This window comes from Lachnoanaerobaculum sp. Marseille-Q4761, from assembly GCF_017565785.1.
In the GTDB taxonomy this organism is placed as follows: Bacteria; Bacillota; Clostridia; order Lachnospirales; family Lachnospiraceae; genus Lachnoanaerobaculum.
In genome coordinates this window covers 277,153-292,202 of sequence record NZ_JAGEKB010000002.1, presented here as the reverse complement: position 1 = coordinate 292,202, position 15,050 = coordinate 277,153, and the positions used below count along the sequence as shown (strand labels likewise).

Annotated in this window: 11 protein-coding genes; all 11 read left to right on the top strand. The window is 34.0% G+C overall.

What is annotated here, in order from left to right; translation table 11 throughout:
* The first annotated feature begins 33 nt into the window (after nt 1–33).
* The 11 genes from J4O15_RS08565 (at nt 34) to J4O15_RS08515 (ending at nt 15,046) form a co-directional block, all read left to right on the top strand.
* A complete protein-coding gene (locus J4O15_RS08565; RefSeq protein WP_208100458.1) occupies nt 34–273 on the top strand; it encodes a hypothetical protein in 240 nt (79 codons plus the stop codon).
* 129 nt (nt 274–402) lie between these two features.
* Nucleotides 403–1,404 (top strand): hypothetical protein, encoded by a 1,002-nt coding sequence (locus tag J4O15_RS08560; protein ID WP_208100457.1) that lies wholly within the window; start codon nt 403–405, stop codon nt 1,402–1,404.
* Between the two features lie 99 nt (nt 1,405–1,503).
* Complete coding sequence (locus tag J4O15_RS08555) at nt 1,504–2,250, top strand: Fic family protein (protein WP_243762018.1); 747 nt, start codon at nt 1,504–1,506, stop codon at nt 2,248–2,250.
* Between the two features lie 211 nt (nt 2,251–2,461).
* Complete coding sequence (locus J4O15_RS08550; RefSeq protein WP_208100456.1) at nt 2,462–4,186, top strand: glycerophosphodiester phosphodiesterase family protein; 1,725 nt, start codon at nt 2,462–2,464, stop codon at nt 4,184–4,186.
* 102 nt (nt 4,187–4,288) lie between these two features.
* Nucleotides 4,289–5,722 carry an alpha-L-fucosidase gene (locus J4O15_RS08545; RefSeq protein WP_208100455.1) on the top strand — a complete coding sequence of 478 codons (1,434 nt, stop codon included), beginning with the start codon at nt 4,289–4,291 and terminating at the stop codon, nt 5,720–5,722.
* 164 nt (nt 5,723–5,886) lie between these two features.
* Nucleotides 5,887–7,212, top strand: coding sequence for an IS1380 family transposase (locus tag J4O15_RS08540; protein WP_208099554.1), 1,326 nt, complete (start codon nt 5,887–5,889; stop codon nt 7,210–7,212).
* Nucleotides 7,213–7,431: 219 nt separating this feature from the next.
* Nucleotides 7,432–9,312, top strand: a complete 1,881-nt coding sequence (locus J4O15_RS08535; RefSeq protein ID WP_208100454.1) for a beta-N-acetylhexosaminidase — start codon at nt 7,432–7,434, stop codon at nt 9,310–9,312.
* A 129-nt stretch (nt 9,313–9,441) separates the two neighbouring features.
* Entirely contained in the window at nt 9,442–10,578 is a 1,137-nt protein-coding gene (locus J4O15_RS08530) for a response regulator transcription factor (protein ID WP_208100453.1), read from the top strand.
* Complete coding sequence (locus J4O15_RS08525) at nt 10,557–12,314, top strand: sensor histidine kinase (RefSeq protein ID WP_208100452.1); 1,758 nt, start codon at nt 10,557–10,559, stop codon at nt 12,312–12,314. Before J4O15_RS08530 ends, J4O15_RS08525 begins: the two co-directional genes overlap by 22 nt.
* Nucleotides 12,315–12,711: 397 nt before the next feature.
* Nucleotides 12,712–13,140 carry an IS200/IS605 family transposase gene (gene tnpA, locus J4O15_RS08520; RefSeq protein ID WP_156791601.1) on the top strand — a complete coding sequence of 143 codons (429 nt, stop codon included), beginning with the start codon at nt 12,712–12,714 and terminating at the stop codon, nt 13,138–13,140.
* Nucleotides 13,141–13,294: 154 nt separating this feature from the next.
* A complete protein-coding gene (locus J4O15_RS08515; RefSeq protein WP_208100451.1) occupies nt 13,295–15,046 on the top strand; it encodes a hypothetical protein in 1,752 nt (583 codons plus the stop codon).
* The last annotated feature ends 4 nt before the right edge of the window (nt 15,047–15,050 follow it).

The following is a 15,050-nucleotide window of genomic DNA, read 5'->3' as shown; positions in this document are numbered from 1 at the left end:
AAAATGTGTAAACCTATAGGAGTATGGCATTTTATGGATAAATTTTATGAAAATTTTTTCTTCATAGTAGATGGACAAGAACACTATACTTTTGAAATTCAAGAAGAATATGAGAATAGAAATGGTGATATTTCTAAATTTAGAGGAACTATAAGATGTCCTGAGTGTAGAAGGGCTGAATTCCAAATTCCTTTACTTGGACATTTGGACTTTACATATGGGAAAACACCAGAAATAAAATTGGAAAGAAGAGAGGCGGTGTTCTATAGATGAAATAAAGAAATTAAAGTGTTTCAAGCTAGATTATATTTGTAATTCAAAAACAGCTGGTATTTCACACTGTTTATACTGGGTAAATGTATGGAGTACTTTAGAAAATTTTAATTCGAGGAGTAAAGGTGTGTGGAAATTAAAGATTTAATTAATCAAGATATTGAAAACAAAAAACTGTTGTTGTTCTATTTTTTAGAAAAAATGAGAGAAGGACTTTATGAAATAAGATTGAACGATACAGAGAAATTTAGAGATGAAACTAAAAAATTCACAGGAGACTATGGACTAAAAAATCGTATATTAACAGCGAAAGAAAATATCATATATCTTATAAATGAAAAAAAGATATATGGTGACTCTAAAAATGAATTAGAAAGCAAAATAGAAGATTTGTCTTCTAAAATAATTGAATTAGTAGAAGAAATCAAAATTGAGTTTGAAGAATTCAGGAAGAATTCTGAGTGTGACAAGCCTACTATAGAATGTTTTATCAAGAAAATTAAAAATAAATATATAGAATTGATTAGTAGATATGAAGATTTTTTAATTGAAGAGGCTAAAATAAAAGAAGAAGTAATAAAAATATGGATAAAAGAACTTACAGATTGTGAAAAATATGCTGTAAATGATAAATTTAAATTTCTGGTATACACTGCACGTTTGAATGCGGATAAAGTAGTAAAGAATGTATTGTATGATAATGGAGTAATTCATACAAGTTATATAACAGATACACATACAAATGTTTATTGTGACAGAGAATATGGATTAGTTTTTTATATAAATAAAGAAACACTTTTATATATGTGTAAAGGAGATGCTCAAACAGCAGATTTTGAAAGAGTAATTGATAACGGGTTTTCAATGAATGATTTTCATTGCTTTAGTACAAAGGGAATGCTGAGTGTTCACAATAGTAGTGTCGATCTTTGTAGTACATATATACCAGAGCAGTTATTAGGTGAAAAATATAATGAAGTAGTTCTGATAAATAATAAATATAATATGCCTAAGGCTGTATTTGTATTTGATGATGCGAAAGAACACTGGAGAATTGAAGCAAACAAATTAAAGGAAATACTTGGATTAAGATTGATAGAAATTAAAAGGTACAAAGGTAAAAACACGTAGCATTTTGATAATTATAATTACCATATATTTATTTATAGTAGAGACATATGTTTATAGGAAATGAAAAATATAATGTAAGGATATAAACCACCGTTTCATATGACGGATAGAATTACTAATCTTGTAGCTGCGATTAGTGAACAGGTAGGAAGAATTACAGTGCTTTCACATGGAAACTTAAATCCACATTTAAGAAAAGAAAACAGAATAAGAACCATACATTCTTCACTTGCTATAGAGCAAAATTCTCTTTCTTTAGAGCAGGTGACAGCTATACTTGACGGAAAAAGGATTCTGGGAAATCCCAATGAAATACGTGAGGTGAAAAATGCCTATGATACATATGAACTTATGCTTTCTTTAGATTCTAATTCAGTAAAAGATTTACTTAAAGCACATAAAGTTATGATGGAGGGATTGATTCCTGAAAATGGAACATTTAGAAGCGGTGGTGTGGGTATATTTGATGGTGATATGGCTGTACATATGGCTCCGCCTGCTAAATTTGTACCTATGCAAATACAGGAATTATTTGATTGGTATAAAGAATCAGAGATGCATCCATTGATTAAGAGTGCAATTTTTCATTATGAATTTGAATTTATTCATCCTTTTGCAGATGGAAATGGGCGTATAGGAAGGATGTGGCATAGCTTACTACTTGGCAAATGGAATGAAATTTTTTATTGGCTTCCTGTAGAGGAGTTGATAAGAAGCAGGCAACAGGACTATTATGATGCACTTGGGAAATCGGATAAAGAAGCTGACAGTTATTATTTTGTAGAATTGATACTTGAAATAATCCTCGCCACCCTTGAAGAGACTGTTGTGGTTGGAGAAAATTAAAATCAGAAAAAGACTTATGTTCGAATAAGAAAAGTGTGGAGTATGTAGATAAAATAAGAGCTGTGGCATTTCTTTGTAAGGGCAACATTTTCAAGAAAGGCTGAAGATATATGATAGAAAAAAGGAATAAAACCGGTATACTAAATTTCAAGATGTTATGGCTGTTTACAAAATATCAGATACTTTCTAAGGCATTGATAAGAGCTTTATAGTGTTGCCTGTTTTTTCAGCTATAAGCAATTATCTGATTTATTCTACGGGCAGAACAAATATTTCAAGCGGTGATTTCGTTCCGTTTTTGCTGAGTTTTCAAGGGGCGGCACTTCTTTTAATAGGGCTGTTTGTAATCGTAGTAATTATGGGAGTGGATATCAATGCATTCATTATTATCAGTGCTTTGACGGAAGAAAACAGGACAAATATAAGATTGATAGAGATTGTTTTTATAGGAATAAAGTCTATAAAATATTTTTTTAGTCCTTCCGGATTACTTTTGGGAGGATTTATTGCTATTGTATTTCCGTTAATGGGTTTAGGTATCAGTATTACTCCGTTTAGAAATTTTGAAATCCCTAATTTTATAACATCTGTTATATTTAATACGCCTTTATACCTTGGATTATACAGTCTTTTTCTGATTGTATTGACAATTATAAGCCTAATGCATATCTTCTCATTACATTATATAATCATTGAGGGGAGAAGTATCGGAAAGGCACTTTTTGCATCAAGAAAATTGATGAAGAGACATTGGAAATCCTTTATAAAAGATTATATATGGACTGCTATAAAATTGGCATTACTTTATTTTGCTGTATTTACATTATCTTTTGTATTGCTGTTTTTATGTGGAGAATATATTGAATCTGTGGCATACAAGGAATTTTTTGAGATTTTCATAATACTTATAATGCTTGAGATGATTACATATTTTGTCTTTCTTACAATACCTGTTTTGGTCAGTGTAGTGACAAAGCTTTTTTATAAATATAACAGAATAGACGGAATAGAAGTAAAATCATGTTTTGATAAAGATGTAATATTTGCATACACAAAAAAGCGCAGAATAAAAAAGAGGCGAAGTGTCTTTTCTTTTGTAATATTTGCAATACTTATAAATACAGCATTATCTTTTTTACTGTCTAAAAACTTTAATGAAGTATTTATAAGACCGATAGATATCCAAATTATTGCTCACCGTGGGGGTGGTGATTTGGGAGCTGAAAATACTGTTCAGGGTGTGAGAGAAGCTATCAAAAAAAATGTAGATTGGGTGGAAATAGATGTTCAAAGGACTAAGGACAATAAGTATATTATTAATCATGATGTTACTTTTAAAAGAGTAGCGGGAGTTTCTAAAAAGTCCAAAGACCTTACACTTGAGGAGATTAAAAAATTCAAAGTGAAAAATTTATTTGAGATATCAAAACCCGTTCAAGAGGTGGCAACTTTGGATGAGATATTAAATGAAGCCAAGGGTAAGATAGGGGTATTTGTTGAATTAAAGGGTGAAACCGCTGATACAAAGATGGTGGATGATGTGGTAAAAATAATTAAAGAGCATAGTATGATTGATGAAACAGTACTCTTATCACTTGATTACAGAATTATTCAATATATCAGTGATGAGTATCCTGAGATGAAAAGCGGGTATTTATATTATTTTACAAGCGGCAAGCCAAAGAATTTAAAGGGGGATTACCTTATAATGGAGGAGCGTGAGGCTACAGATAAAAAGATATATGAAATTCATGCTGCCGGTAAAAAAGCTATTGTATGGACTGTAAATACACCTGAGTCGATTAATAAATTTATTTATTCAGATGTGGACGGAGTAATTACAGACCATGTAGAGGATGTTAAAAAGGCTATTAAAGAATCAAAAGAGAGAAACAGGTGTGAAATAATAGTAGATTTTTTCAATCCATTATATTAATTTTTCAGATAGACAATAAATTCGGTTTGGAACTATAATTGTATGATATTAGAATAAATAATAATTTACACAAAATATACTGACATTCAAAGGAGAATGGTAATGAGTTATAGCGGAATAAAAGAAGATAAAAGACTGATAAAAGCGGTGCCTAGCAAAAGGCAGCTTGTTTATGAGAGTATGGAGTTTTTTTGCTTTATACATTTTACTGTTAATACTTTTACAGGGAGCGAATGGGGGGACGGAAAAGAGTCGGAGTCCATTTTTAATCCTACACAGCTTGATGCAAGACAATGGGCAAAGACTGCGGCGGATGCCGGAATGAAGGGATTGATTCTTACCTGTAAACATCATGACGGTTTTTGTCTGTGGCCTTCCAAATATACGGAGCATAGCGTAAAGAATTCACCATATAAGGATGGAAAGGGTGATATTGTCAGAGAAACGGCAAAAGCCTGCAAAGAATTCGGACTTAAATTCGGAGTTTACCTTTCTCCTTGGGACAGAAATAACAATAGCTACGGAAAAGGAGTAGAGTATGATGATTACTATGTGAATCAGCTGACTGAACTTCTGACAGAATATGGAGAGATATATACAATCTGGCTTGACGGTGCATGTGGCGAGGGAGCCAACGGTAAGGTTCAAAAATATGATTGGGAAAGATACTATAAAGTAATGCGTGAGTTACAGCCGGATGCCGTTATCTCTATTTCAGGTCCCGATGTCAGATGGTGCGGAAATGAAGCCGGAGAGGTTAGAGAAAGTGAGTGGAGCGTTGTTGCAAAGGATATGACGGATCCGACAATCACAGCAGAATTAAGCCAACAGGAGGATAATGAAGAATTTAGAAACAGACCTTTGGATGAGACTCAGTCGGATCTTGGAAGTAGAGAACGCCTTGTAAATGAAAAAGAGCTTGTATGGTATCCGGCGGAAACGGATGTATCTGTCAGACCTGGCTGGTTTTATCATGAAGAGGAGGATGATAAGGTTCGTTCATTTGAAAATCTTAAAGATATTTATTTAAAGTCGGTAGGTGGTAATACAACTTTATTATTAAATATACCGCCTATGAAAAACGGAAAGATACATGAAAAAGATATTGATACTTTAAAAAAACTGGGTGAATTTATCAGGGATTCATTTAAAGATAATCTTATCAAAGAAGCCGTGCTTACTACAAAGCCGGCTCTTGATTGCAGAGGAAGCGGACCTGATGTGCTTTGCAGTGATGATTATGAAACTTATTTTATGAATGAAGAGGGAGAAAATAAATTATCGATTAATATAAATTTTCGTGAAAGTAAAAAACTCAATTATTTAGTATTAAAAGAGGCAATTCCTTTCAGTCAGAGAGTTGAAAAATTTAAAATATATTATGAAGAGAACGGAAATATAAAAGAATACTGTAAGGGAACAACTATCGGCTATAAGAGAATTATAGATCTTAAAGGTCTTTGTACAGATAAACTTATTATAGCAATAGAAGATTCCAGAGTTGCACCTGTGATATCTTTTGTGGGAGTATACTAATCCTAGATTATTCATGGCAACATCATGAACGTGGCTGAAAGCCATATAATTACTATATTTTAACAAAATATTGCTTTCACCTAGTAAGTGAATAAAAAAAGAGCGTCCATTTGTGGTAAAATTAAGGTGCTAAAACTCAATATAATCACACAAAGGAGCCCTTTATGAGTATTGTAAACACCTTATCACTTGAAAGCAATAGAAAAATTAAAATTAATTTCGATGGAGGAGATTTATCCTCCGATGCAGGCTTACTTCTTATAAAAGAATTCGTAAGTAAACTTGGCATTGACAAACTTTTCTGTAAATCATTTAAGACCAATGATTCTGCATTATTCCGTTATCACACTGATAAAGAAAACCTTCTTCAGATGATATATATGATCATTGCAGGCTATTTTGAAGATGATTCTTCAGATGAACTTACAAATGATCCTGTGTTTAAAGCAGTGCTAAATAAAGACACTTTAGCATCACAACCAACCATTTCAAGATTTCATAATCGAATGGATGAGGATTCGCTGAAACGGTTCCTTTCAATAAATCAAATTCTTCGAAAGAAAGTTTATAGCATTCAGATGCCGGAAGCTATCATTTTGGATTTGGACTCAACACTTCTTAATGCCTATGGCAAACAGGAAGGCAGAGCATTTAACTTCCACTATCAAAATAACGGTTACCATCCACTTGTTTGCTATGATGGAATCACAGGAGATTTGATTAAAATTCAGCTTCGTGACGGGACTCAGTATTCAAGCACAGGAGTTGTGGACTTTCTGCAGCCTATACTTGATGAATATCTTGAAGGTTTTCCGGAAATTAAACTTCTCCTTCGTGGAGATAGTGGCTTTGCAACACCCGGTTTATATAAACAGTGTGAAGAAAACGGTACCGGCTATGTAATTCGTTTGAAAGAAAATGCTATACTTCGTGATAAGGCATCATATCTTGTAGATGAACTTGATGAAATCACAAAAAACAACAAAGTAGATTATGCTGTGGTTTATGGTGACTTCATGTATCAGGCAGGTCCTTGGCCTTATGAAAGACGTGTTGTCTGTAAAGTTGAAAAGCCTGAAAACCAAATGACTTACATGTATACATTCATTGTTACAAACATGGAGTCATCCCCTGAATATCTTATCAAGTTCTATTGCAAAAGAGGCTTGATGGAAAACTTCATAAAGGAAAGTAAAACAGGTTTTGACTTTGCCTCTGTCAGCAGTCATACAAGGATTGTAAATGCCAACAGGCTTCAAATACATGCACTTGCTTATAATATATTTAATTGGTTTAGACGATTGGCATTATCTGCAAATATGCGAAAACAACGCATTGATACTGTCCGTCTAAAACTGCTAAAGATTGCTGCAAAAGTAATTCGTTCAGCAAGATATATGACATTCAAGCTGTGTAGCAGTTGCCCATATAAGGATGAGTTCTATGAGACTATATCCAATATCAGCAAGCTATGTATACAGCTTGAATAACAACTAATAATGAACCTTGAGAGCTTAATAACTACTCAAAAACACTACCTAGGGGAAGTCTGCCCATTTTTAGATGTATTAAGTCAGTTATAGCGTCATTGGTCAAGTTTAAAGATTTATAGCACGGTAATTAACTAAAATATTGTACCGTGAATAATTCAGGCTAATTTTTGTGTACTGTTATTTTATAAAATACGGAAATAAGAAGGGATATGAGTAATGAAAATTTCATGTAAGAATGCAGAATCAAGAGAAAAACAATTAAAAATAGGTACGGAAATACTTATAAAAGAATGGAATAAAGATACCGAAAAGCTTGAGATTATTGTGGAATTTCAGGAAGGGGATGAACTCTTTGTCAAACGCAGTGGCAATAAAATACATATTGTTTGTAAAGAACCGGCTCATTATTACAGAGCTCTGACGCAAATTTTATGTAACGGGGAAGTATATGAAAATAAAGAAAAAGTGTTTTTTGAAAAAAACGGAGTTATGCTGGATTGCTCAAGAAATGCAGTATTTAGGGTGGATAAAGTAAAGTCCATAATTCGTATGCTCGCAAAACTTGGATTAAATGTACTTATGCTTTATACGGAAGATACTTATGAGGTTGTAGAAGAGCCTTATTTTGGAATTTATCGTGGAAGATATACAAAAGATGAGATACAGGAAATAGATTCCTATGCCTATATTTTTGGGATTGAACTTGTTCCATGTATCCAGACATTGGCACATTTACATAATGCCCTGAAATGGCAGGGAATGGAAAATATTAAAGATACGGCAGATATTCTTCATGTTGGGAAAGAAGAGACCTATGTTTTTATTGAGAAATTGCTTTGCTGTGTAAAAGAGGCTTTTTCTACAAGACGTGTACATCTTGGAATGGATGAGGCTGTATCTTTGGGACTTGGAAACTATCTTAAAAATAAAGGGTATGAGAAGAGTTCCGTTTTAATAAAAAAACATTGTCAAAGGGTTATGGATATATGTAAAAAACTGGATTTAAGCCCGATGATATGGAGCGATATGTATATAACCGCCAATACGGGAAAAGGATATTATGATATTGAGGATAATTTAGACTGTTCAGGCTGGGAGAAGCCGGAAAAAGAATTGAGACTTGTATACTGGGACTATTACCATAAAGATACCAAGATATATGAAAAGATGATTGGTGTTCATAAGCAAATTTCGGATAATGTGATTTTTGCGGGCGGTTCATGGGCATGGAACGGTATGGCTCCAAATCATTCAAAGACTCTTGAGTGTACAATATCGGCTCTTCAAAGCTGTAAAGAAAACAAATTAAAAGAAGTATTTTGTACAGTATGGCTTGATAACGGTGCAGAGACACCTATAGATGCAGCACTGCCCGGAATTGCCCTCTTTGCATACTTAGGTTTTAACCAAAGCTATAATAGCGAAGAATTTGCATTAGAATTTAAAAATTGTACAGAAGGATATTTAGAGGATTTTTTTGTGTTGGATAAATTTGACTCATTATTTTTAGACGGGGAATCCAATCAGGCTGAGGACAATCCGTCAAAATATTTGCTGTATCAGGATCCTTTAACAGGAATATTTGATTATCATATAAAGGAGTCGGGTATTGATGCGAAGAAATATTATAGTGATTTAAAAATAAAAATCGGGGAATGTGCAGCGCGCTGTGATAAATATTCTAAGCTCTTTTTGTATTATGAAAAGCTTGCGGAGGTATTGTCCGGGAAAGCGGACTTGGGTGTGAGATTAAAAGATTTATATGAAGTACAGGATTTATCCGCAATTAGAAAAATCTGCGAGAATGAAATCCCAAATACAATAGAGAGCTTGAAAAAAATGAAAATTCTTAGAGAAGAATTATGGATGTATGATGCAAAACCATGGGGATATGAGTTGATGGATATAAAACTGGGTGGAGTTATCACGCGTTTAGAAAGTACTAAAAGAAGAGTTTTTTCTTATGTAAATTGTGAATTGTCTTCCTTAGAGGAATTGGAAAATGAGAGATTGCCGTATTTTGGAGAAAAGTCGGCTAAACGGGAAAATCGTTGGAACCGGATTATAAGCGGTTGTGATTTGGTGGATACAATATAAACTTCACTTTTTAACTTCTTCTCCAAAGATAGCGGTTTAAGGTATAATCAATAAAGTATAAAAATCAACTTTATGCTCCATTTGTTTTAAAAATATGAAAACAAGGTTAGAGGCAACAAGGGGGTAAAGATGTATAAAGTTTTATTTGCTGAAGATGAACTGTTGGTAAGGCTTGGGTTGCAAAGCTCTATTCCATGGAGTAAATATGAAATGGAAGTTGTAGCATTGGCGGAAAACGGCTTGGAAGCATACAAATTATTTGAAGAAATTCATCCGGATATACTTATAACTGACCTTAGAATGGAAGGAATGGACGGTCTGGAACTTGTTAAAAGGGTGAGAGAAGTAGATAAAGAATGTGCAATAGTAGTTATTTCCTGTCTAAATGATTTTGAGACACTTAGGAAATTGATTCCTTATAATATAAATGCCTATGTACTAAAGGCAAGTATCAGTATAGATGAAGTGTGCGGTGTACTGGCTCAGACCAAAAGCTATTTAAAGAGCATTGGAAGGACTGCCAAAAACAATAAAGAGGATTCTGAAAAGCTTGAAGAAAAGATATCAAAATATCTTATGGGAGATGTAAGCGGAAATATAGAAGAAAATTTAGACTATCTTGAACATCTATTACTGTTTAGCCTTGAAGATGGAAATAAAGATAAAATCAATGATTTGGCGATGGAGTTTATATATGAATTGGTTAATCGTCAGATACCCGGAGAAATACTGGTGCCGCTAAAAGATAAGGAATTCTGTGTTTTTTATAAAAGTACTGAAAAAAATATGCAGGAGCGGATAAAGAGAATTAACAGTTCCATTGGAGATTTTTTGGGAGTCAGTTTTAAAATCACTCATAGCAGCCGTAGGAGAGAAGAAAGCTTAAAAGACTGGTTTGACAGAGCCTATGTGCAGCAATATGAAATAAATATAGATGAAAGCAGCGGTAAAGCATTAATTCAAAAATCAATTGAATATATGCAGGCACATTATAGGGAGGCATTGAGTTTAACGGATATTTCCCGTACCATAGGGCTTTCCGTAAGTTATTTTTCTTATCTTTTTAAACAGGAAACAGGAAAAAATTATATTGAATACTTAAATGAAATCAGACTTTTAGCAACAATGAGAGATCTGAAAAATACCGATGAAAAGATAGTTGTAGTTGCACAAAAGCATGGATTTCAGAATTTGGAGTATTTTTCCAGATATTTCAAAAAGAAGACAGGAGAGTCACCGGCACGATGGAGAAAATTAAACCGATAAAGCATTTGAACTGGAGACAGAAGGTTTTAATATCTATTCTTGGAAGTTTTATAATCATTATGAGCTTTCTTTTTTATATCACCTACCATTATTTTGTAAAAAAGGTGGAAGCAGGCAATGAAAAGGTGGTTTTACTGAATTTTGAGCAGGCGGAAAAGGATTTAGAAAATATTTTAAAAAATGCGGAACTGTCTTTGAATAAATATGCAGCCTCCGATCAGGTATGGAAATTCGGATATGAATATCCAAAGACGGATATAGAAGATAGTAAATTAAAGATGAGGATTTCTGAGAGTTTTCATTCGGAAATGCTTGTAAACAGAGAAATTGCGGCTCTCGGTATCTTAAAAGGTGATGGAAACGGCATTATGTCCGCAGCTGTAGGAAAAAATCGTACGGGTGAGACTGATATAACAGGAAAAACTTTGGATATTTTGATGGAGGCAAAGAATAAATATCCCTATACCGTATGGATACCCGGCTGGGAACTTGAACTTAATGATTTAAGTCCTTTTAAAGTAATGGCTCAGACTCCGTCCTTGGTCGGAATAAAAGCTGTAGGCATAAATGTAGATTTAAAAGAGGAGAGCTTTCTTTTTGTTGCAATAGATGAAAAAAACATCCAAAGCACATATAGACCGGTGGCATTTAATGACAGCAGGGCGGTTTTGGTAGATAAAAAAGGTCAAATAATTTCAGATACCGATAAAAGCATGTTGGGTAAGATATATTATAAGGGAAGTGATACCCAGAATATCGAATATTCACTTGGATTTTACGGGTGGAGATTATGTGATATGATTCCAAAAGAAGAATATTTAAAGGATGCAAATGAAATCAGGAACTTTGGAGTAATCGTAATCATATCGGCAATTATTGCAACCGCTGTTGTTGCATTTGTTTGGAGCAGAAAATATACCAAACCCATCGAATTACTTATGGAAAATATGCATCATGTAAAAAGACAGGAATTTGATATCGAGAAGCCCGGGAAGCTTGGTTGGGAAGAATTGGATCAGTTAAATGAAGAATTATATTCTACGGCACAAAGTATTAAAGAATATATAAATCGCTTAAAACAGGTTGAGGATGAAAAAAGAAGGGAGGAACTGATGGCACTTCAATACCAGATGAATCCTCACTTTTTATTAAATTCTTTAAATTCAATCAGATGGATGGCAATGATGACCAATAATACGATAGTTGCGGATACATTGGTAAGACTTGGAAAGATTATTACACCTGTACTCAGAAACCCCAGTTTAACTTGGAAGGTTAAAAATGAAGTGGAGTTTTTGGAAAACTATGCAGCTATGATGCAATTAAGATATGGCCATGATATGGAATATAAAATGAACTGTGAAAAAGCATTGTATGAGATAGAGTTTCCGAGGTTTATCTTGCAACCTTTGATTGAAAACTGCTTTGTTCACGGAAGCAGCCAAGAAGAAATGCGCACTATAGAAGTAGTGATAGAATGCAATGACTGTATGGATGTAAAGGTGATAAACAGCGGTATATTTTTGAATGAAGAAGAACTTAATCAGATACGAAATAAAATGAAATCAAAGTTAAAAACTTCGGATCATGTAGGGCTTGCAAATGTTTCAAAACGATTGGAATTATTGTATGGAGATAAGGGCTATATGTCTGTTGAAACGGATTACAAACTGGGACTGATTGTACATATACGATTCAGGCAGCATGTAGAAATGCCAAATAAAGAATGTATTTAAATAGATAAAATTAGTAAAAATAACATTGAAGTCAATAATTTGACATATTTTATGGTGCAAAACACAAAAACATAAAATATGTCAAATTTTATATTTTAAAATAAAAAAACGATAAAATAGTCAATCGACAAATAATATAAAACATTTTATGAAACAGTCTAAAATGATAATATAATCATATCTTAGATAGAGAAAATATTTTACTCATTAAGAAATATTTTAAACGGCCGGTACAAAATAATAATCAAAATCAAAACGTAAGAGTGTGAATGAAAAAAGCTATTAATCCCCCATCTGAGATGGGGGAACCGGCAAAGCCGAAGCGTTACTTAGAGTATTAAAAACTCCTATGCTATAATGATATTGGTTTCGCAGGCCATATCAAAGCATAGGAGGTATCCAAGTGGATAATCAAAGTATAACACATACACGTTGGAATTGCACTTACCATATTGTTTTTATACCAAAATACAGAAGAAAAATCATGTATGGAGAAACAAAAAAAGATTTGGTGGAAATAATAAAAAAGTTGTGTGAGATGAAACAGGTAAAGTTGATAGATGGAAGAGTATGTATAGATCATATTCATATGTATATAGCAATTCCACCAAAAATAAGTGTATCGGAATTCATGTCATATTTAAAAGGTAAAAGTGCATTAATGCTATTTGATAGACATCCTGAGTATAGAAATAAATGGGGCGATCGTCATTTTTGGGCAAGAGGATATTATGTATCAACAGTAGGAAATGTAAATGAAGAAACAATCTTGAAATATATTAAGGAACAAGAAGAAAATGATAAGGTAGCGGACGGAAGAAAGTAGAAGAGCCTTCTTTAGGAGGCTACCGATAAAAATGGTACTGCGAAATCCCGCCCTTGGCGGAACCGGAGAAATACCCCGGAGGGGTTAAAATTAAACCCCCATTTGAAATGGGGGTTGTTAACTTGATTTAGATTTAATAAGGAGGGAACAGTAAATGAAAACAAAAAAATTAACTGCGCTTTTCGGTGCGGTTGCATTGACAGCCTTATGTTTGGCAGGATGCGGTGGAGGTAAAAGTGATTCCGCATCAGGCAGCAAAACCGCAGAAAGCGGTCCAAAAGAAGTTAATACATCCGAGCATGTAGATATTACTATAGGAGGATTATCCCTATCAGATTCTTCTACAGGAGCCTGGCCTACAGAAGTGATAAAAGCGGTTGAAGAGAAGTTTAACTGTACAATTACAACAAAGGCTTATGATCAGGAAAGCTTAAACCTTGATTTATCAGGTGGAAATACATGTGATATCGTACAGATTTCAGATGGAAATATAGAGGGTGTGCTAAAGGGAAAGCATGCGGTAAATCTTGTGGATTATAAAAATATTGCACCGAATATTTTCTCTGACGGAATGGATTACAGAAATAAAATTATGCAGAAGTTTAAAGGTGATAATGGGGAGTCACAGTACTTTGTCACACCGAGAGTGGTTTCAGATAATTATGCAAAGAGCTACGGTTCTGTAATTCAGTACGGATATGTTGTGCGCTGGGATCTCTATAAGCAAATCGGAGCTCCTACAATCACTAATGATGATGAATATATCGAAGCATTGAAAAAAATGAAAGAGCTTTATCCAAAGACTGAGGATGGAGCGGAGACATATGCAATGAGCGCATATAATGATGCCGATCTTCATACATATTTCTTTAAGGGATGTCTTGGAGAAGGATATTTAAATCTTGAGGACGGACTTTATGTTCAGAATGCACAGACAAATGATCTTGTAGTTGATGTGTATGACAAGGATGAAAATGTTAAAACACCTTTCTGGTCAGGTGTAGAGTTCTATAATAAGCTTTACAGAGCAGGATTACTTGATCCTGATAACTTTATTACAAAGGGAGAGGATCTTACAGAAAAATATACAAAGGGGCAGTATATCGGAGGAACAGTAAACTGGTACTTTGGAACATATAACAGCAATAATAAGGGAACCGATAAAGAGTATGTTGTTTTACCTTCAAAATTAGGATGGGTAAATGAGCAAAACAGAGCCGGATGGACAGGAAAATACTTATTTGTATCTTCTCATTCACCAAATGTTGAGCGTGCCGTGATGGTTCTTGATTATTTACAGAGTGGTGAATTTGCAAGAAGCTCAGATTCAGGTGTTGAAGGACGTTGGGAGAAAGGTTCAGACGGAAAGCCGCATTTAACAGCAGATACTATCAGTATGAAGGTTGACGGAAATCGAGCCGAAGAGTGGAAGATGAGCGGAATCAGTGATTCAAGAGTGGATAATCTTATCGGATGGGATTACAATAATGTTTTAGCTGACGGAGGAAGAGTAAGTCTTTGGAATGATGAAGATGTAATGAAAGACAGTCTTACTACTGCTGAGCAGGAACTTTGTACACAATTTGGCATTTCATTACCAAGTGATCTTTTAAAGAACGGAGTTGAAAAGGGTGAGAACATGGATCTTAGCAAATCAGATTCTACAATCCGTATGTGCCTTGAGACAATTCCAAAGAATATTGTGCGTATAGACAGTAATTGTATTGAAATTACAAAGAATGCATTGCCGGGACTTATACAGGCGGATTCCGATGAGGCATTTGCTTCCGCCAAAGAAGCATTATTACAGCAGCTTTCCGAGGCAAGTGTAAAAGAATCTATTGATTGGTGGAAGAAGGCATGGGAGGATTCTAAGAGCGCAATCGAGAGTTTAGAGAGCAAATAAACAG